The sequence below is a fragment of the Delftia sp. 11MD genome, assembly GCF_050907895.1.
In the GTDB taxonomy this organism is placed as follows: domain Bacteria; phylum Pseudomonadota; class Gammaproteobacteria; order Burkholderiales; family Burkholderiaceae_C; genus Comamonas; species Comamonas tsuruhatensis.
Window position 1 is genome coordinate 81,761 of the sequence record NZ_CP194333.1, and the last position, 16,863, is coordinate 98,623.

The 16,863-nt window shown below is 68.7% G+C and carries 15 protein-coding genes; 8 read left to right on the top strand and 7 right to left on the bottom strand.

The annotated features are described in order from the left end of the window. Window positions 1-69 precede the first annotated feature (69 nt). Window positions 70-1,584, bottom strand: coding sequence for an acetyl-CoA hydrolase/transferase family protein (locus tag ACRSCF_RS00360; protein ID WP_043789488.1), 1,515 nt, complete (start codon window positions 1,582-1,584; stop codon window positions 70-72). A gap of 207 nt (window positions 1,585-1,791) precedes the next feature. Beyond that, a complete protein-coding gene (locus ACRSCF_RS00365; RefSeq protein ID WP_244387688.1) occupies window positions 1,792-3,099 on the bottom strand; it encodes a solute carrier family 23 protein in 1,308 nt (435 codons plus the stop codon). Between the two features lie 195 nt (window positions 3,100-3,294). On the opposite strand from ACRSCF_RS00365, the gene ACRSCF_RS00370 reads away from it, so the two are divergent. From ACRSCF_RS00370 to minE, 7 genes are all read left to right on the top strand, one after another. Continuing rightward, on the top strand, window positions 3,295-5,358 hold the full coding sequence (locus ACRSCF_RS00370; protein ID WP_244387689.1) for an acetoacetate--CoA ligase: 2,064 nt from the start codon (window positions 3,295-3,297) through the stop codon (window positions 5,356-5,358). 88 nt (window positions 5,359-5,446) lie between these two features. Continuing rightward, window positions 5,447-6,604, top strand: a complete 1,158-nt coding sequence (locus ACRSCF_RS00375; RefSeq protein WP_244387690.1) for an acyl-CoA dehydrogenase family protein — start codon at window positions 5,447-5,449, stop codon at window positions 6,602-6,604. Between the two features lie 84 nt (window positions 6,605-6,688). Next, window positions 6,689-7,705: an acyl-CoA dehydrogenase family protein gene (locus ACRSCF_RS00380; RefSeq protein ID WP_244387691.1), complete on the top strand. Its 1,017-nt coding sequence runs from the start codon at window positions 6,689-6,691 to the stop codon at window positions 7,703-7,705. Between the two features lie 24 nt (window positions 7,706-7,729). Continuing rightward, complete coding sequence (locus ACRSCF_RS00385; protein ID WP_034365864.1) at window positions 7,730-8,518, top strand: crotonase/enoyl-CoA hydratase family protein; 789 nt, start codon at window positions 7,730-7,732, stop codon at window positions 8,516-8,518. Between the two features lie 168 nt (window positions 8,519-8,686). Next, window positions 8,687-9,433, top strand: a complete 747-nt coding sequence (gene minC / locus ACRSCF_RS00390) for a septum site-determining protein MinC (protein ID WP_034365861.1) — start codon at window positions 8,687-8,689, stop codon at window positions 9,431-9,433. A gap of 49 nt (window positions 9,434-9,482) precedes the next feature. After that, window positions 9,483-10,295 carry a septum site-determining protein MinD gene (gene minD, locus ACRSCF_RS00395; RefSeq protein WP_017405686.1) on the top strand — a complete coding sequence of 271 codons (813 nt, stop codon included), beginning with the start codon at window positions 9,483-9,485 and terminating at the stop codon, window positions 10,293-10,295. Window positions 10,296-10,301: 6 nt separating this feature from the next. After that, entirely contained in the window at window positions 10,302-10,565 is a 264-nt protein-coding gene (gene minE / locus ACRSCF_RS00400) for a cell division topological specificity factor MinE (protein ID WP_016447328.1), read from the top strand. Between the two features lie 19 nt (window positions 10,566-10,584). On the opposite strand, the gene ACRSCF_RS00405 is transcribed toward minE, so the two are convergent. The 3 genes from ACRSCF_RS00405 to ACRSCF_RS00415 are packed head-to-tail and all read right to left on the bottom strand — an operon-like array spanning window position 10,585 to window position 13,302. Beyond that, window positions 10,585-11,922 (bottom strand): sensor histidine kinase, encoded by a 1,338-nt coding sequence (locus ACRSCF_RS00405; protein ID WP_074921175.1) that lies wholly within the window; start codon window positions 11,920-11,922, stop codon window positions 10,585-10,587. Then, entirely contained in the window at window positions 11,912-12,592 is a 681-nt protein-coding gene (locus ACRSCF_RS00410; protein ID WP_016452258.1) for a response regulator transcription factor, read from the bottom strand. Before ACRSCF_RS00410 ends, ACRSCF_RS00405 begins: the two co-directional genes overlap by 11 nt. Further along, entirely contained in the window at window positions 12,592-13,302 is a 711-nt protein-coding gene (locus ACRSCF_RS00415; protein ID WP_223275184.1) for a PepSY domain-containing protein, read from the bottom strand. The genes ACRSCF_RS00410 and ACRSCF_RS00415 overlap by 1 nt, the downstream gene beginning before the upstream one ends. A gap of 148 nt (window positions 13,303-13,450) precedes the next feature. Here ACRSCF_RS00415 and ACRSCF_RS00420 point away from each other — a divergent pair, with 148 nt between their 5' ends. Continuing rightward, window positions 13,451-14,650, top strand: a complete 1,200-nt coding sequence (locus ACRSCF_RS00420) for a DUF5666 domain-containing protein (protein ID WP_034365877.1) — start codon at window positions 13,451-13,453, stop codon at window positions 14,648-14,650. On the opposite strand, the gene ACRSCF_RS00425 is transcribed toward ACRSCF_RS00420, so the two are convergent. After that, window positions 14,647-16,062 carry an amino acid permease gene (locus ACRSCF_RS00425; RefSeq protein WP_244387692.1) on the bottom strand — a complete coding sequence of 472 codons (1,416 nt, stop codon included), beginning with the start codon at window positions 16,060-16,062 and terminating at the stop codon, window positions 14,647-14,649. The two genes, ACRSCF_RS00420 and ACRSCF_RS00425, sit on opposite strands and share 4 nt — an antisense overlap. Before the next feature lie 209 nt (window positions 16,063-16,271). Continuing rightward, window positions 16,272-16,775: a flavin reductase family protein gene (locus tag ACRSCF_RS00430; RefSeq protein ID WP_016452255.1), complete on the bottom strand. Its 504-nt coding sequence runs from the start codon at window positions 16,773-16,775 to the stop codon at window positions 16,272-16,274. Between the last annotated feature and the right edge of the window lie 88 nt (window positions 16,776-16,863).

Sequence of the window (16,863 nt, forward strand, 5' to 3'; positions counted from 1 at the left end):
CCAGTCCAGGCAGCCATGCCGATGGCTGCCTGTAGCCCAGGAGACTGCGCGCTGGCGCGCTTGTGCGGGTCAGGCGCGCATGTCGCCCGTTTCGACAAAGCGCTGGTGCCAGCTCAGCGCTTCGCCCAGGATGTGCGGCGTGTGCAGCGCGCCCTGGCGCTGGGCGCGGTCGAAGTAGTCCTGCAGCTGGGGGCGGAAGTCGGGATGGGCGCAGCGGTCGATGATGACCTGGGCGCGCTTGCGCGGCGACAGGCCGCGCAGGTCGGCCAGGCCCTGCTCGGTGACGATGATCTGCGTGTCGTGCTCGGTATGGTCCACGTGCGAGCACATGGGCACGATGCAGCTGATCTTGCCGCCCTTGGCCACCGAGGGCGTGACGAAGAAGGACAGGTAGCCGTTGCGCGCGAAGTCGCCCGAGCCGCCGATGCCGTTCATCATCCCCGTGCCCATGACGTGGGTGGAGTTGATGTTGCCGTAGATGTCGGCCTCGATCATGGAGTTCATGGCGATCACGCCCAGCCGGCGCACCAGCTCGGGGTGGTTGCTGATCTCCTGGGGGCGCAGGATGATGCGGTCGCGGTAGAAGTCGATGTTCTCCTCGAAGTCCCTGTAGGCGCTGCCGGACAGCGAGATCGAGGTGGCCGAGGCGCGGCTCATCTTGCCTGCGCGCAGCAGGTCCAGCATGCCGTCCTGCAGGACCTCGGTGAAGCCCAGCAGGTTCTCGAACGGCCCCGTCAGCAGGCCGGCCAGCACGGCGTTGGCCACGTTGCCCACGCCCGACTGGATGGGCAGCATCTCCTTGGGCAGGCGGCCCATCTTCATCTCGTGCGCGAGGAAGTCGATGATGGACGCGGCGATCAGGTTGGAGTTGGCGTCGGGCTGGGCAAAGACGTTGTCGCGGTCGCCCTTGTGGGTCTCGACCACGGCGACCACCTTGGCCGGGTCCACGCGCAGGTAGGGCTCGCCGATGCGGTCATCGGCATGGGTCAGGGCAATGGGCACGCGGCGCGGCGGGATGGCCGTGCCGTAGTAGATGTCGTGCATGCCTTCCATCTTGGCCGGCGGCTTGGTGTTGACCTCCAGGATCACCTTGTCGGCGATCTCCAGCCAGGTCTTGTTGTTGCCCACGGCGGTGGAGGGGATGAGGCGTCCGTCCTCGGTCACGCCCAGCACCTCGACCACGGCCACGCTCATGGGGCCCAGGAAGCCGAACCACGCATGCTGGGCCACGTGGGACAGGTGCATGTCGATGAAGTCGATCTCGCCGGCATTGATCCTGGCGCGGCAGGTCGGGTCGGTGTTGAAGGGCAGGCGCTGGCCCAGTGCGCCGGCCTCGGCCAGGGCGCCGTCCATCTCGGCGGCCGTGGAGGCGCCGGTCCAGACATTGATCTTGTAGGGCCGGCCGGCCGCGTGTTCGCTCTTGGCGTGCTGGGCGATGGCCTGGGGCAGGGCCTTGGGGTAGCCCGCGCCCGTGAACCCGCTCATGCCGACGTTGACGCCGTGGGGGATCAGGGCGGCGGCCTGCTCGGCCGTCATGGTGCGCGAAAGGAATTCTGGGAAACGTACGCGGTCTGCGAGGGACATCTATGGCTCCGGCTGACGGCTCGCGCCAGCCGGCAGGGTGCCGCAGCGCTGGCTTGCAAGCCTAAAAAAAACCGCCCCATGCAAGAACGCAAGGGCGGTATATCTCCGGAAACCGATGGTAGCAGCGCTGGCAGCGACCCTCGGGTTTCCCCGTAAAGGCCCTGCCGCGCAGTCAAAGGCTCAAAGAATGTTTGCGTGCGCTCACATTCAATGAATCATTGGCTGATCATCGCGTGCGTGATCCAGCAGCGCGTACAGGATGATGGCGCCGAAAGTCGCGGTCCCGATGCCGCCCAGCGCGAAGTCGCCGAACTTGAGCGTGAAGTCGCCCGTGCCCAGGATCAGGGTGATGGCCGCCACGATCAGGTTCTTGTTCTGCGAGAAGTCCACGCGGTTGTCCACCCAGATCTTGGCGCCGGCCACGGCGATCAGGCCGAAGACCACGATGGACACGCCGCCCATCACGGGCAGCGGGATCGCCTGGATCAGCGCGCCGAACTTGGGCGAGAAGCCCAGCAGCACGGCCAGGACGGCGGCCACGAAGAACACGGCCGTCGAGTAGATGCGCGTGGCGGCCATCACGCCGATGTTCTCGGCATAGGTGGTCACGCCGGTGCCGCCGGCCGCGCCGCTGACCATGGTGGCCACGCCGTCGCCGATGAAGGCCCGGCCCATGTACTGGTCCAGGTTCTTGCCCGTCATGGCGGTCACGGCCTTGATGTGGCCCAGGTTCTCGGCCACCAGGATGATGACCACGGGAACGATGAGCACCATGGCCGGGCCGCTGAACACGGGCGCGTGGAACTGGGGCAGGCCGAACCAGGCGGCATTGGCCACGCCCGACAGGTCCACGGGCTTGCCCATGCCCAGCACATTGGTGAACAGGCCGTACAGCACGCTGGCGGCGATCAGGCCCACCAGGATCAGCAGGCGCTGCACCATGCCGCGCGTGAACACGGCCACCAGGCCCACGCAGACGAAGGTCAGGGCCTGCATCCACGACTCGAAGTTGTTGGCCGCCATGTTCTTGACGGGGATGGCCGCCAGGTTCAGCCCGATCACGGCCACCACGGCGCCCGTGACCACGGGCGGCATGAAGCGCTCGATCCAGCGCGTGCCCACCAGCTGCACCACCAGGCCGATCAGCGCATAGACCGCGCCGCAGGCAATGATGCCGCCCAGCGCCACGCCGATGTTGCCGTTGGCGCCCTTGCCGCCATAGGCCGTGGCTGCGATCACCACGCCGATGAAGGCAAAGGACGAACCCAGGTAGCTGGGCACCTTGCCGCCCGTGATCAGGAAGAAGATCAGCGTGCCGATGCCGCTCATGAGCACGGCCACGTTGGGGTCGAACCCCATGAGGATGGGCGCCAGCACGGTGGAGCCGAACATGGCGATCACGTGCTGTATGCCCATCAGCCCGGTCTGGGGCCAGGGCAGGCGCTCATCGGGGCCGATCACGCCTCCCCGTTGCAGCTGGTCGGCGGATTTCTCCGTCCATTGGAAAAGGCCCATGTGGCATCGCTCCTTGTAAAAAATTGGCGCGATATTAGAGGCATTTGTTTTCTGGCAGGAGGGGGCGAGCGGAAATTTTTTCCCAGTGTTTGTGCGCAGATACGCGATCCGGCCCGCAGACTTTGTCGCCCAGGTGCCAGGCTAATGGCTTTCCCGTCTGGGCTCGCGGGCAGCGCGCGCGTACCGTGGCCGGTCATGAGCCACACCCCTGCCTTCATCCCCCAGATCCGCCTGTACCAGGACTGGCTGCGCGAGCGCCACGGCCTGCAGTTCGACAGCTACGACGCGCTGTGGCGCTGGTCGGTGACCGACCTGGACGCCTTCTGGCAAAGCATCTGGGACTACAACGCGCTGCAATCGCCTACGCCGCACACGGCCGTGCTGGAGCGCAACACCATGCCCGGCGCCCAGTGGTTTCCGGGCGCCCAGATCAACTACACGCGCCAGGCGCTGCGCCATGTGGATGCCGCCCATGCGGCCGGCATGCCCGCCGTGGTCAGCCGCAACGAGACGGGCCGCCACCGCGAACTGTCCTGGCCCGAGCTGCGCCGCCAGGTCGCCGCCCTGGCCCTGCATCTGAAGGCCCAGGGCGTGGGCCGCGGCGACCGCGTGGCTGCCTACATGCCCAACATCCCCGAGGCCATGGTCGCCCTGCTGGCCACGGCCAGCCTGGGCGCCGTCTGGAGCATCTGCGCGCCCGACATGGGCACCAACGCGGTGCTGGACCGCTTTCGCCAGATCGCGCCCAAGGCGCTGATCGCCGTCGATGGCGTGCACTACGCCGGGCGCGATATCGACCGCATGGCCGTGCTGGCCGAACTGCGCGCAGGCCTGCCCAGCGTGGAGCATGTGGTGCTGGTGCCCAACCTGGATCTGCAGGCCAGGCTGGCCGATGCCGCCGACTACGGCCAGGTCACGGCCCGCGATGACGCGGCCACGGCGGCCTTCGAGCCCGAATGGCTGCCCTTCGACCACCCGCTGTGGATCGTCTACTCCAGCGGCACCACCGGCCTGCCCAAGCCCATCGTCCACGGCCATGGCGGCATGGTGCTGGTGGCCCTGCAGCTCAAGGCCCTGCATAACGACGTAGGCTGCAGCTACCACCCCAACAGCTGGGGCGAGCGCTACCACTGGTACAGCTCCACGGGCTGGGTGATGTGGAATGCCCAGGTCTCGGGCCTGCTGGGCGGCACCACCTGCGTGATCTTCGACGGCAGCCCCGGCGGCAGCAAGGACAGGCCCGACTGGGGCGTGCTGTGGCGCTTCGCGGCCGAGACCGGCGTGACCAGCTTCGGCTCGGGCGCGGCCTTCTACGCCAACTGCATGAAGGCCGGCGTGGACCTGGCCCAGTGCGGCGACCTGTCGCGCATCCGCAGCCTGGGCACCACGGGCTCGCCGCTGTCGCCCGAGGTGCAAAGCTGGGGCACGGCGCAGTTCGCAGGCATGGGGCGGCCTGACATCTGGTGGAACAACATCTCGGGGGGCACCGACTTCGCGGGCGCCTTCATCGGCGGCCACCGCGAGCTGCCCCAGCAGCCGGGCATCATGCAGTGCCGCCAGCTGGGCGCGGCCGTGGAGGCCTGGAACGAGCAGGGCCAGCCCGTCATCGACGAGGTGGGCGAGCTGGTCTGCACCCAGCCCATCCCCTCCATGCCGCTGTACCTGTGGGGCGATGCGGACGGCAAGCGCTACCTGTCCAGCTACTTCGACATGTACCCGGCCGGCCACGGCCGCGCGCCCGGCGGCGGTGACGGCCCCGCCGCCATGGGCCCGGTCTGGCGCCACGGCGACTGGATACGCATCCTCCCGGACGGCGGCTGCATCATCTACGGCCGCAGCGACGCCACCATCAACCGCCACGGCCTGCGCATGGGCACCAGCGAGATCTACAGCGCCGTCGAGGCCCTGCCCGAAGTGCTGGACTCCATGGTCGTGGACCTCGAATACCTGGGCCGCGAAAGCTACATGCCGCTGTTCGTGGTGCTGCGCCCGGGCGTGGATCTGGACGACGCCCTGCGCGCGCGCCTGCAGGGCGCCATCCGCCAGGCCCTGTCGCCGCGCTTCGTGCCCGACGAGATCGTGCAGGTGGCCGAAATCCCGCGCACGCTCAGCGGCAAGAAGCAGGAGCTGCCCATCAAGAAGCTGATGCTGGGCCAGCCGCTGGACAAGGTGGTCAACAAGGAGGCCATGGCCAACCCGGGCTGCCTGGACTGGTATGTGGGCTTTGCGGCGCAGCATGCCAAGGCACAGGCTGCCTGATATTCAAACGGTATCAGTGGCGCGGTTTTTAATATTGGACTGCGACAGACCGGCTGCCTAGAGTGGGGTCCAACCATGGAGCCCTGCAATGAGCGTGCTTGATTCCCTTGCCCTGACCCGCATCCCCGCCGAGGACGAAGCCCTGCGCGCCGAGGTGCGCGCATTCCTCGCCCAGGCCATAAGCGGCCTGCCGCCCCATGTGCGTGCGCGCTCCTGGGGCGGCTACAGCGCCGACCTGAGCCGGCAGCTGGGCGAAAAGGGCTGGATAGGCGTCACCCTGCCGCGCGAGTACGGCGGTGGCGGGCGCAGCGCCTTCACGCGATACGTGCTGGTGGAGGAATACCTGGCCTGCGGCGCGCCCGTGGGCTCGCACTGGATTGCCGACCGCCAGAGCGGCCCGCTGATCCTCAAGTACGGCACCGAGGCGCAAAAGCAGTTCTACCTGCCGCGCATCTGCCGGGGCGAGGCCTTCTTTTGCATCGGCATGAGCGAGCCCGGCGCGGGCTCGGACCTGGCCAGCGTGAAGACGCGCGCCGTGCCGAACGGCAAGGGCTTCGTGCTCAACGGCCAGAAGATCTGGACCACCAACGCCCACCACTGCCACTACATGATCGCCCTGGTGCGCACCTCGGGCGAGGCGGGTGACCGGCACAAGGGGCTGTCCCAGGTCATCGTGGACCTGTCGCTGCCGGGCGTGACCGTGCGGCCCATCACCGACCTCTCGGGCGACAGCCATTTCTGCGAAGTCTTCTTCGACAACGTGCAGCTGCCGCCCGACGCCCTGATCGGCCAGGAAGGCCAGGGCTGGGAGCAGGTCACGGCCGAGCTGGCCTTCGAGCGCAGCGGGCCCGAGCGGCTGTTCTCCAGCATCGTGCTGTTCGACGAATGGCTGGCCTGGCTGCGTGCAACGGGCGAGCGCAGCGAAGGCGCGCTGCGCCTGGCCGGCCGCGTGTTCACCGAGCTGGCCCCGCTGCGCACCATGTCGGTGGCCGTGCAGGACAAGCTGGTGCGCGGCGAAAGCCCCATCGTCGAGGCGGCCCTGGTCAAGGAGCTGGGCACGACGCTGGAGCAGTCCATTCCCGCCGCCATCGCCGACGACCTGTTCGCACGCGAGGCGTCCGAGGTTCCGCTGGAGCTGCTGCGCACCCTCAACTACGTGACGGAGGTTGCGCCTTCGTATTCGCTGCGCGGCGGCACGCGCGACATCCTGCGCGGAATGATCGCGCGTGGCCTCGGCCTGCGTTGAATAAGGTTCCCCTTGAGTTGGGGCGCGCCAGTTTCAAACGGAACGCCCAAGGCCTGGCGTCATGTGTCATGAATGGAGAGAGACATGGAAGACGATTTGTTTGCCGACGCCGCGCGCCAGCTGCTGCAGGGCGAGTGCACGCCCGCGCGGGTGCGCGCCATCGAGGCCGGGGGCTCGCCCCGGGCGCTGTGGCAATCGCTGGAGCAGGCCGGCTTTGCCGATGCCCTGGTGCCTGAGCACGCGGGCGGTGCGGGGCTGGCGCTGGCGCAGCTGTTCGATGTGTGGTCGCTGGCCGGCGCCCATGCGCTGCCCGTGCCGCTGGGCGAGACCATGCTGGCGCGCGCGCTGCTGGCTGGCGCGGGGGCGGAGCGTCCACCAGGCGCCATCGCGTTGGCGCAAGGCCTGCTCCAGCCGGATGGCAGCCTGCACTGCGCACCCGTGCGCCTGGGCGTGGTGGCGGACAGCGCGCTGGTGCAGCATGCGCAGGGCTGGAGCCTGCTGCCCGTGGCGCAGGCGCAGTCCGAGCCGGCGGCCTTCTGCCTGGACGTGAACCTGCGCTGGAGCGCCGATCAGGTCCGCGCAGCACCTGCTCCCGCTATCGCCCTGCCGGATGGGCTGGACCTGCGCACGCTGCAGGCCGGCCTGGTGGCGGCGCAGCTGGCGGGCGCGCTCATGGAGGTGTTCCAGCGCACGCTGCAGTACGCGAACGAGCGCCAGCAGTTCGGGCGCCCCATCGGCAAGTTCCAGGCCATACAGCACCAGCTGGCGGTGATGAGCGAGCATGTCTTCGCCGCGCGCATGGCGGCCCGGCTGGGCTGCGCGGGGCAGGGCATCTTCCCCGATCGGCTGCGCGTGGCCGTGGCCAAGGCGCGCTGCAGCCAGGCCGCGCTGGCCGTGGCCGAGGCGGCCCACGCCATCCACGGCGCCATGGGCTTCACCGAGGAATACGACCTGCAACTGCTCACGCGCCGCCTGCATGCCTGGCGCCAGACGGCCGGCTCCGAGTCGTACTGGCACGGTGTGGCAGGCACCGCGCTGGTCCATGGCCACGCGGGCAGCACGCTGGACCTGATCCGTTCGACCACCGATATCACCTCATAAACCCTTGCTCAAGGAGTCTTCTCCATGTCCTTTCTGAACATCGCCCGCGACGGCGCCATCTGGACCCTCACCATGAACCAGCCCGAGACGCGCAATGCGCTCACGGGCAACACGGCCGTGGAGGAATTCGTGCAGGTCTGCGACGAGATCCGGCGCGACGCCTCGGTCAAGGCCGTCATCCTCACGGGCGCCGGCCCCATCTTCAGCTCGGGCGGCAACGTCAAGGACATGCAGCGCTTCTTCGACGACGCGCTCACGCCCGACGCCATCCGCGAGGAGTACCGCCAGGGCATACAGCGCATTCCGCGCGCCCTGACCCAGCTGGACGTGCCCGTGATCTGCGCCGTCAACGGCCCGGCCATCGGCGCGGGGCTGGACCTGACCTGCATGTGCGACATCCGCATCGCCAGCGAGACGGCCACCTTTGCCGAGAGCTTCGTGCGCGTGGGCATCGTGCCGGGCGACGGCGGCGCCTGGCTGCTGCCGCGCGCCGTGGGCCGCGCCAAGGCGGCCGAGATGGCGTTCACGGGCGAGGCCATCGACGCGCAGCAGGCCCTGGCCTGCGGCCTGGTCAGCCGCGTCGTGCCGGCGGACCAGCTGCTGCCCACGGCACGCGCGCTGGCCGACAAGATCGCCGCCAACCCCGGCGCCGTGATGCGCATGACCAAGCGCCTGCTGCGCGAGGGCGAGCACAGCACGCTGGAGTCGCTGCTGGAGCTGTCCGCCGGCTACCAGGCCCTGGCCCACAAGACCGCCGACCACCGCGAGGCCGTGATGGCCTTCGTGGAGAAGCGTAAGCCCCGGTTTCAATGACCGGGCCCGCCCGGCCCCCGCCACGGGGGCATGGGCCGTGTGTGACACAACACAAATGGACACTCCCCGGGGCCCGCCTCCCGGCGGGAGTGGGCGCCCATGTACTGCACACACAGTACACTTTGCGCGTCGAGAGGCAACTCTCCCATCCACCGCACTCCCAGTCCCATGGCCGTTGAAACGACGAGTACTGCCCGCCCCAGCTTCGACCTCAAGAGCGCGCAGCTGCCCGTGGTGGCCGTGACCCTGCGGGATACCGACGTACGTGCGCTCGTGGCCGACCTGGCCCAGCGCCTGGCCGACGACCCGGATTTCTTCGACAACGACCCCGTGCTGATCGACCTGGCCCATGTGCGTGATGCCGAGGAGTCCATCGACTTCGCCGTGCTCGTGGAGGCACTGCGCTTTCACCGCACCGTGCCCGTGGCCGTGCGCGGCGGCAGCCCGGCGCAGATGGAGGCGGCGCGTGCCGCAGGCCTGGCGCCCGCGCCCGAGGCCGCACCCGTGCGGCCCACGGTGCCCGAGATCGAGATCCAGGAAGTCGTGCGCGAGATCGAGGTGGTGCGCGAGGTGCCTGCTCCCCAGGCCGACGCCCTCATCGTGGACAAGCCGCTGCGTTCGGGCCAGCGCGTCTATGCGCGCGGCACCGACATCGTGGTGCTGGCCATGGTCAGCTATGGTGCCGAAGTCATCGCCGACGGCAACGTCCATGTCTACGCGCCGCTGCGCGGCAGGGCCATCGCCGGGGCGCGCGGCAACACCGAGGCGCGCATCTTCAGCACCTGCATGGAAGCACAGCTGCTGTCGATTGCCGGCATCTATCGCACAATCGAGACCGATCTCCCCGCGGATGTGGCCGCCAGGCCCGCCAAGGTACGTCTCGACGGCGAGAAAATCCTCATCGAGCCGGTATGACACCGGACCCTTCTTCTTTGCTCTCCAGTCTTTAAGGAACCGTGCAAACATGGCCAAAATAGTCGTCGTGACCTCCGGCAAGGGTGGCGTGGGCAAGACCACCACCAGTGCCAGCTTCGCATCGGGCCTCGCATTGCGCGGGCACAAGACCGCCGTCATCGATTTCGACGTGGGCCTGCGCAACCTGGACCTGATCATGGGCTGCGAGCGCCGCGTGGTCTACGACCTGATCAACGTCATCCAGGGCGAGGCCAACCTCAACCAGGCCCTGATCAAGGACAAGCAGTGCGACAACCTCTTCGTGCTGGCCGCCTCCCAGACGCGTGACAAGGATGCGCTGACGCAGGACGGCGTCAAGAAGATCCTGGACGACCTGGCGGGCATGGACTTCGAGTACATCGTCTGCGACTCGCCGGCCGGCATCGAAAGCGGCGCGCTGATCGCCATGCACTTCGCCGACGAGGCCCTGGTCGTGACCAACCCCGAAGTCTCCTCCGTGCGCGACTCCGACCGCATCCTGGGCATGCTCAGCTCCAAGACCGCGCGCGCCATCGCGGGCGAGACCGTCAAGGAACACCTGCTGATCACGCGCTACAACCCCAACCGCGTGCAGGACGGCCAGATGCTGTCGCTGGAGGACATCCAGGACATCCTGCGCATCGAGCTGATCGGCGTCGTGCCCGAGTCCGAAACCGTGCTGCAGGCCTCCAACCAGGGCATCCCCGCCGTGCACATGCAGGGCTCGGACGTGGCCGAGGCCTACCAGGACGTGGTCGCGCGCTTCCTGGGCGAGGAAAAGCCCATGCGCTTCACCGAAGCGCAAAAGCCCGGCTTCTTCAAACGCATGTTCGGGGGGAGGTAAGCGGCCATGTCCATGCTCTCTTTCCTGCTCGGAGAAAAGAAGAAGACGGCCTCGGTGGCCAAGGAGCGCCTGCAGATCATCCTCGCGCGCGAGCGCGTGGGCGGCAATGGCGGCGGTCCCGACTACCTGCCTGCGCTGCAAAAGGAGCTGATGGCGGTGATCTCCAAGTACGTGGACATCGACGTCAACGACATCAAGGTGCATCTGGAGCGCCAGGAAAACCTGGAAGTGCTCGAAGTCAAGATCGAACTGCCCGACGCCGCGCGCTGAGCGCCGCCCGGCGCCGTGCTCAGCCCAGGCGCAGCGTGCAGCGCAACCCGCCCAGCGGGCTCGGCCCCATCTCCAGCGATCCACCATAGGTCTCGGCGATGTCGCGCACGATGGCCAGGCCCAGGCCGTGGCCCTGGGCCTGTTCGTCGAAGCGGACACCGCGCTCCATGGCCTGCGCGAGATGCTCCGGTGCCAGGCCTGGGCCGTCGTCATCGATCTGCAGCAGCGTCGTCGTGCCATCCTGGCACACGGCCAGCGTGACGCGGCTGCGCGCCCACTTGCCGGCGTTGTCCAGCAGGTTTCCCGCCATCTCCTCCAGGTCCGAGGCCGCGCCGCGCCAGCGCCGCCCATGGCCGGGCAGCGGCGTGGAGGTCTGGATGGACCAGGACAGGTGCCGCTGGGCGTGGATCTGGCGCATGGCATCCAGCAGCCGGGCCAGCACCTCATCCAGCGCCACGCTGCCGGCGCTGCCGGCGCCGCTGGCAAAGCGCGCCAGATGGCGGTCGATGGTGTGGGACATGGCCTGTACCTGGTCACGCAGCCACGGGCCATCGACCTGATGGCCGCGTGCCTGGATGCCGAGCACGGCCAGCGGCTTCTTGAGCGCATGGCTCAGGTCGGCCGCCTGGTGGCGCGCGCGCTCCACGACCTGGGCATTGCGCTGCAGCACCTGGTCCACGGCCTCGGCAATCGGGTCCAGGTCGGGGCCGAAGTGCCGCCCCAGTTGCGTGCGTGTGCCGTCTTCCATGTCCTGCAGCGCCTGCTGCAGGCTGCGCAGCGGCTGCAATCCCAGGCGCACCAGCGCCACCGTGCACAGCAGCAGCGCGGCGACCAGGCCCAGCTCGGTGACCAGCAGGATGCGGTCGATTCGGCGCCATTCCTGGCGCGTACCGTCCAGCGGGCCGAAGACATGCAGCTGCACGCGCCTGCCCGCGACATCGAAGCTGCGGCGCAGGCCCAGCAGTTCGCGCCCCTGCGGCCCGCGCAGCGACAGCAGCGTCTCGCTGCCCTTGTGCCGGGGCCAGGGACGGGCGTCGTCCAGCTCCAGGCTGTCGTCCCAGACCGAGCGCGACTGCTGCAGCCGCCCGTCCTGCTCCAGTGTCCAGTACCAGCCCGAGAAAATGCGGCCGAACTCGCCGCGATTGAGCCGCGTGCCCTGTCCGGTCAGGGGCCCAGGGGACTGCAGCTCGGCCTGCAGCCGCTCGGCGCGGTCCTGCAGGCCGGCCTTGAAGCTGCGCAGCACCGCATCGTGCAACTGCTCACGCAGCAGCCAGCTGGCGGCCGTGCCGCAGGCCAGCGTGGCCACCAGGCTCAGTGCCAGCAGGCGCTCCGACAGGCCCCAGTGTCTAGGACGCATGGTCGCCGCTGGCCTGCTGCAGGCGAAAGCCCCGTCCGCGCTCGGTATGGATCAGGCCATGCGGGGACAGTTTGCGGCGGATGCGGCCGACCAGCACGTCCACGGTGTTGGAGTCCGGGTCCAGGTCGCGTGCGTAGACATGCTCGCTGATGTCGGCGCGGCTGACGAGCTGTCCATGCCGGTTGGTCAGAAAGCTCAGGATGCGTTGCTCCTGCGCGGTCAGCGCAAGCGGCCGACCTTCGAGCGTGAAGCGGTCTGCCATGGTGTCGTAGGCCAGCGGGCCTATCTGCACCAGGGGCCGGCTGCTGCCTGCTGCGCGCCGGTGCAGCACACGCAGCCGCGTGACGACCTCCTCGTGCAGAAAGGGCTTGGTCAGGTAGTCGTCTGCGCCGGCCTGGAAGGCCGTGAGCTTGTCGCTCCAGCGGTTGCGGGCCGTGAGCACCAGCACGGGAAAGGAGCGGCCCTGCTCGCGCCAATGGCGCAGCACCGAGACGCCGTCCTGTCCTGGCAGCCCCAGGTCCAGCAAGGCGGCGTCATAGTGTTCGACGCTGCCCAGTTCCTGGGCGAGGCGGCCGTCCGCGCAGCACTCGGCCAGCATGCCGGCCTCCTGCAGGATGGCCTGCAGGCCTGCAGCAAGATCGGCGTCGTCTTCGACGATGAGCACCCGCATCAGCGCAGTCCGTCCTCTTCGATGGGCTGGCCGCTGTACGCATCCACATGCACTTCGATGCTGCGGCCGGCGCTCAGCTGCAACTCGACCTCGTAGTAGGCGCGCTGCCGGACGTCGATCTTGAGCTCGGCCTCTGTGGCGCGGGCTTGGTACTTGCGCTCCAGTTCCTCAAGAATGCGCGGCAGCGGTTGCAGCGTGGCGGCCTGCTCCCGGCTCAGGACAGGCTCCGCCAGGATGCGGCCCGTCTGGGCGTCGGCGCGCAGCAGCTGCTCACGGCCTTCGCGCGTGAGCAGCTGGATCTCGTAGTAGGGCCTGGGGCTGCGCGTTTCCTCCAGCTCGATCTGCAGCACGGTGCCGGGATGCAAGCGGGTGACGGCTGCCGCCACGGCGGACATGGGTATCAGCACGGCGGTGGTCGCGCCCGGCCGGGGGATGTCCTGTCCCGTGACTGCATCGATATAGATCTCCGTGCGCTGGCCATTGGCGAGCTTGATTTCGTACCAGCGCCGGCCGTCGGCGCCGCGCTCGAGTTCGATGTCGATGACGCGCCCTTTGTGGCGCTGCTGCACGTCCTGGAGGATTTCCGCCAAGGGCCGCAGGCGCTTGGACTGCACCTCGCGGCGCACGCTTTCATGCTCCGCTGGCGTGGTGGCAGAGGCGGGCGCCAGCGGCAGGGCCAGCAAGGCAGCAAGTGCGAGGCGGAGTTTCACGGCCACGCATCTTATGTGCACGTTCTTAAACAGTGCATGAACGCGCCATTCATGCGCGGTTTAGGCGCCTTTGCCGACACTGCAGGCGGTTGCACCGATGGCCCCGCCGCGGTGCCTTTTCATCTGTTTCTTTCTGGCATTGAACACCATGCATTTTCTTCGCTTTTCCCGCTCCGCCCCGCCATTGCCCCGGGTCCTGGGCGCTGGCGCGCTCTCGCTGTCCGTGCTGCTGGCCGCCTGCGGCGGTGGCGGTGGCGGGGCTGACAAGCCCGCCCCCACGCCGGTCACTCCCAGCGCCAGCTATGCGTCGGGCACCATTGACGGCTTCGGCTCCATCCTGGTCAATGGGGTGCGGTATGACGAGCGCCAGGCCCGGATCACCGATGGCGATGGCGTCCTGCTGGCCAGCGATGCGCTCAAGCTGGGCATGGCGGTCCATGTCACGGCCGACCCCGTGACCACCGGCAGCGACGGTGTGGCGCGCGCCATGGCCCGCCAGATTCTTGTGCGCAGCGATCTGGAAGGCCCGTTGAGCGCGGTCGTGGGCGACCGGCTGACCGTACTGGACCAGACCGTGATCGTCGATGCGGCCACGGTGTTCGAGGACGGCCGCGCGGCGGCGCTGCAGGTCGGCCGTGTGCTGGAAGTCCACGGCCTGCGCGATGCGCAGGGCCGCATTCTTGCCAGCCGCATCGAGATCGAGGATGACGCCGACGAGCCCTGGCGCCTGCGCGCGCCTGTGGATGCCGTTGACGCGTCGCGCCGCACCCTGCGCATCGGCGAGGCCGTCGTCAACTGGAGCGGCGTGCAGGTTGCCGCCGCGCTGGCTGCCGGCGACGTGGTCAGCCTGCGCCTGGCGCGCCAGCCCGATGCCGCCGGCCTGTGGGTGGCCACCGCACTGTCGGTGCAGCGTCCCACGCTGCCCGAACAGGCGGGCGTGGAGGCCGACGTCACCGGCCATATCACCCGCATGGACTCGCCGACCCGCTTCGTCGTGGACGGCCTGAGCGTGGACGCGGGCAGCGCCACACGCCTGCCCGCAGGCCTTGCCGTGGGCGACCTGGTCGAGGTCGAGGGCATGTTCCAGGACGGGGTGCTTCGCGCCTCCGAGGTCGAGCGCAAGCTGCGGCTGGACAGTGACGATGGCTTCGAGATCGAGGGCCGCATCACCGCTGTCGACAGCCTGGCCGGCATCTTCGAGCTGCGCGGCGTGCGCGTGGACTATCGCAATGCGCGCTTCGAGGATGGCAGCGCTGCCCAAATTGCCGTGGGGCGCATGGTCGAGGTCAAGGGCCGGCTCTCGGTCGATGGCGCGATGGTGGTGGCCACCGAGGTCGAGTTCGACTAAGGGTTCGCGTTCGCCGCAGGCCGCATCGCCTCGCTCTGCGCACGCGCGGCGGCGGGGCGCACCCACAGCAGGTAGGCGGCGCCCAGCAGCACGATCCACAGGCCGCCCACGACCAGCGCGGCACGGGTGTGGGGGAAGTAGCCGAGCACGCCCAGCACCAGCAGCATGAAGGCGATGGCGGCCAGCGGCGCGGCGGGCCACAGCGGGACCGGGAACTTCAGCGCGGCCACCTGCTGCGGGCTCATGCGGCGGCGCGCCGCGAACTGCGACAGCAGGATCATCAGCCAGACCCAGACCGTGGCGAAGGTGGCGATGGAGGCGATCAGCAGGAACACGTCCTCGGGGATCAGGTAGTTCAGCACCACGCCGGCCAGCAGCGCCACGGCCATCACCACCACCGTCATCCAGGGCACGCCATGGCGCGAGACGCGGCCGAAGCCGGCAGGGGCCTGGCCCTGGTGCGCCATGCCGTACAGCATGCGGCCGGCGCCGAAGATGTCGCTGTTGATGGCGGACACGGCCGCCGAGATCACCACGATGTTGAGGATGGTGGCGGCCGAGGAAATGCCCAGGCCGCTGAAGATCTGCACGAAGGGGCTGCCCTGGCTGCCGATCTGCGGCCAGGGGAAGATGCTCATCAGCACGAACAGCGTGAGCACGTAGAACAGCAGGATGCGCAGCGGCACGGCGTTGATGGCGCGCGGGATCACGCGCGCCGGGTCCTTGGCCTCGCCGGCCGAGATGCCGATGATCTCGATGCCTCCGAAGGCGAACACCACCACCGCCAGCGAGGCGATCAGGCCCGGGAGGCCATTGGGCATGAAGCCGCCGTGCACCCACAGGTTCTGCACGCCGGTGGGCGCCTGGTCGGCCGCCATGCCGAAGCCGAACACCATGATGCCCAGGCCGCCGCCGATCATGGCGATGATGGCCGCCACCTTGAGCAGGGACAGCCAGAACTCCATCTCGCCGAACACCTTGACCGAGCACAGGTTGAGCGCGCCGATGAAGCAGACGATGGACAGCACCCAGATCCAGCGCGGCACCTCGGGAAACCAGAACCCCATGTAGATGCCGAAGGCCGTCACGTCGGCCAGGCAGACGATGACCATCTCGAAGGTATAGGTCCAGCCCGTGATGAAGCCGGCGAACGGGCCCAGGTAGTCGCTGGCGTACTGGCCGAAGGAGCCGGGCACGGGGTTGTGCACGGCCATCTCGCCCAGCGCGCGCATCACCATGTAGACCGCCGCGCCCGCCAGCAGGTAGGCGATCAGCACCGAGGGGCCCGCCTGCTGTATGGCCTTGGCCGAGCCGTAGAACAGCCCCGTGCCTATGGCCGAGCCCAGCGCCATGAAGCGTATGTGGCGGGCCGACAGCCCTCGGTGCAGGCTGCCTGCAGATGGTGAACTCATGTGCTGTCTCCCCCCGTCATTGGTGAAATGGCCGCCGCATCCACGGGCTTCATCGGCCTGCGGATGGGTCTGTGCTCAGATGTATAAGCCTGTATATACAATATGCGCAGACACCGATTTCCCGGACCGGGGATTACCCGGAGGCGGGAAGGAACGGGAATGGGGGAGCTGCCGAGAGAGACGACGGGAGTGCTGCCGCGGGCCCGGGCTCAGCCCAGGCCGCCCGTGTGCATGCGGCCTGCGTGGTACAGCAGCGGCGTGTGGCCGGCCTGGTGGCTGCACTGCTCGACCTCGCCGATGAAGATCACATGGTCGCCCTCTTCATGGCGATGGCGGTTGCGGCACTCGAAGACGGTGGTGGCTTCGGTCAGCAGCGGCACGCCCTGGGCCGAGCTGCGCCAGGCGGTGTTGGCGAAGCGGTCCACGCCCTTGCGCGCGAACAGCTCGGCCAGGGGCTTTTGCGAGGCCGACAGCACATGGATGGCGTAGTGCGAGCAATGCTGGAACACGGGCAGCGAGGCCGCCGACAGCGCCATGCTCCACAGCACCAGCGGCGGTGTGAGCGAGACCGAGTTGAACGAGCTCACGGTGACGCCCACCGGATGGCCCTGCGGGCTGCGCGCGGTGACGATGGTCACGCCCGTGGCGAACTGGCCCAGCGCGTCGCGGAACTCGCGCGACGAGAACGGGGCCTGAGGGGCCAGGTTGGCCATGGCGGCAGGAGGCAGGGCGGAATTCACGGGTGCAAGAACCAGGCGGCAGCAAGGCGGCAACAGGGCTGCCGCGTTTGGGACGGGCGCC

What these genes read in the sequence shown, in the direction of transcription:
- ACRSCF_RS00425 (WP_244387692.1), bottom strand. Translation starts at nt 16,062, where the DNA reads ATGAGTTCACCATCTGCAGGCAGCCTGCACCGAGGGCTGTCGGCCCGC.
- ACRSCF_RS00405 (WP_074921175.1), bottom strand. Translation starts at nt 11,922, where the DNA reads ATGCGTCCTAGACACTGGGGCCTGTCGGAGCGCCTGCTGGCACTGAGC.
- ACRSCF_RS00410 (WP_016452258.1), bottom strand. Translation starts at nt 12,592, where the DNA reads ATGCGGGTGCTCATCGTCGAAGACGACGCCGATCTTGCTGCAGGCCTG.
- minE (WP_016447328.1), top strand. Translation starts at nt 10,302, where the DNA reads ATGTCCATGCTCTCTTTCCTGCTCGGAGAAAAGAAGAAGACGGCCTCG.
- ACRSCF_RS00365 (WP_244387688.1), bottom strand. Translation starts at nt 3,099, where the DNA reads ATGGGCCTTTTCCAATGGACGGAGAAATCCGCCGACCAGCTGCAACGG.
- ACRSCF_RS00385 (WP_034365864.1), top strand. Translation starts at nt 7,730, where the DNA reads ATGTCCTTTCTGAACATCGCCCGCGACGGCGCCATCTGGACCCTCACC.
- ACRSCF_RS00360 (WP_043789488.1), bottom strand. Translation starts at nt 1,584, where the DNA reads ATGTCCCTCGCAGACCGCGTACGTTTCCCAGAATTCCTTTCGCGCACC.
- ACRSCF_RS00370 (WP_244387689.1), top strand. Translation starts at nt 3,295, where the DNA reads ATGAGCCACACCCCTGCCTTCATCCCCCAGATCCGCCTGTACCAGGAC.
- minD (WP_017405686.1), top strand. Translation starts at nt 9,483, where the DNA reads ATGGCCAAAATAGTCGTCGTGACCTCCGGCAAGGGTGGCGTGGGCAAG.
- ACRSCF_RS00380 (WP_244387691.1), top strand. Translation starts at nt 6,689, where the DNA reads ATGGAAGACGATTTGTTTGCCGACGCCGCGCGCCAGCTGCTGCAGGGC.
- minC (WP_034365861.1), top strand. Translation starts at nt 8,687, where the DNA reads ATGGCCGTTGAAACGACGAGTACTGCCCGCCCCAGCTTCGACCTCAAG.
- ACRSCF_RS00420 (WP_034365877.1), top strand. Translation starts at nt 13,451, where the DNA reads ATGCATTTTCTTCGCTTTTCCCGCTCCGCCCCGCCATTGCCCCGGGTC.
- ACRSCF_RS00375 (WP_244387690.1), top strand. Translation starts at nt 5,447, where the DNA reads ATGAGCGTGCTTGATTCCCTTGCCCTGACCCGCATCCCCGCCGAGGAC.
- ACRSCF_RS00430 (WP_016452255.1), bottom strand. Translation starts at nt 16,775, where the DNA reads ATGGCCAACCTGGCCCCTCAGGCCCCGTTCTCGTCGCGCGAGTTCCGC.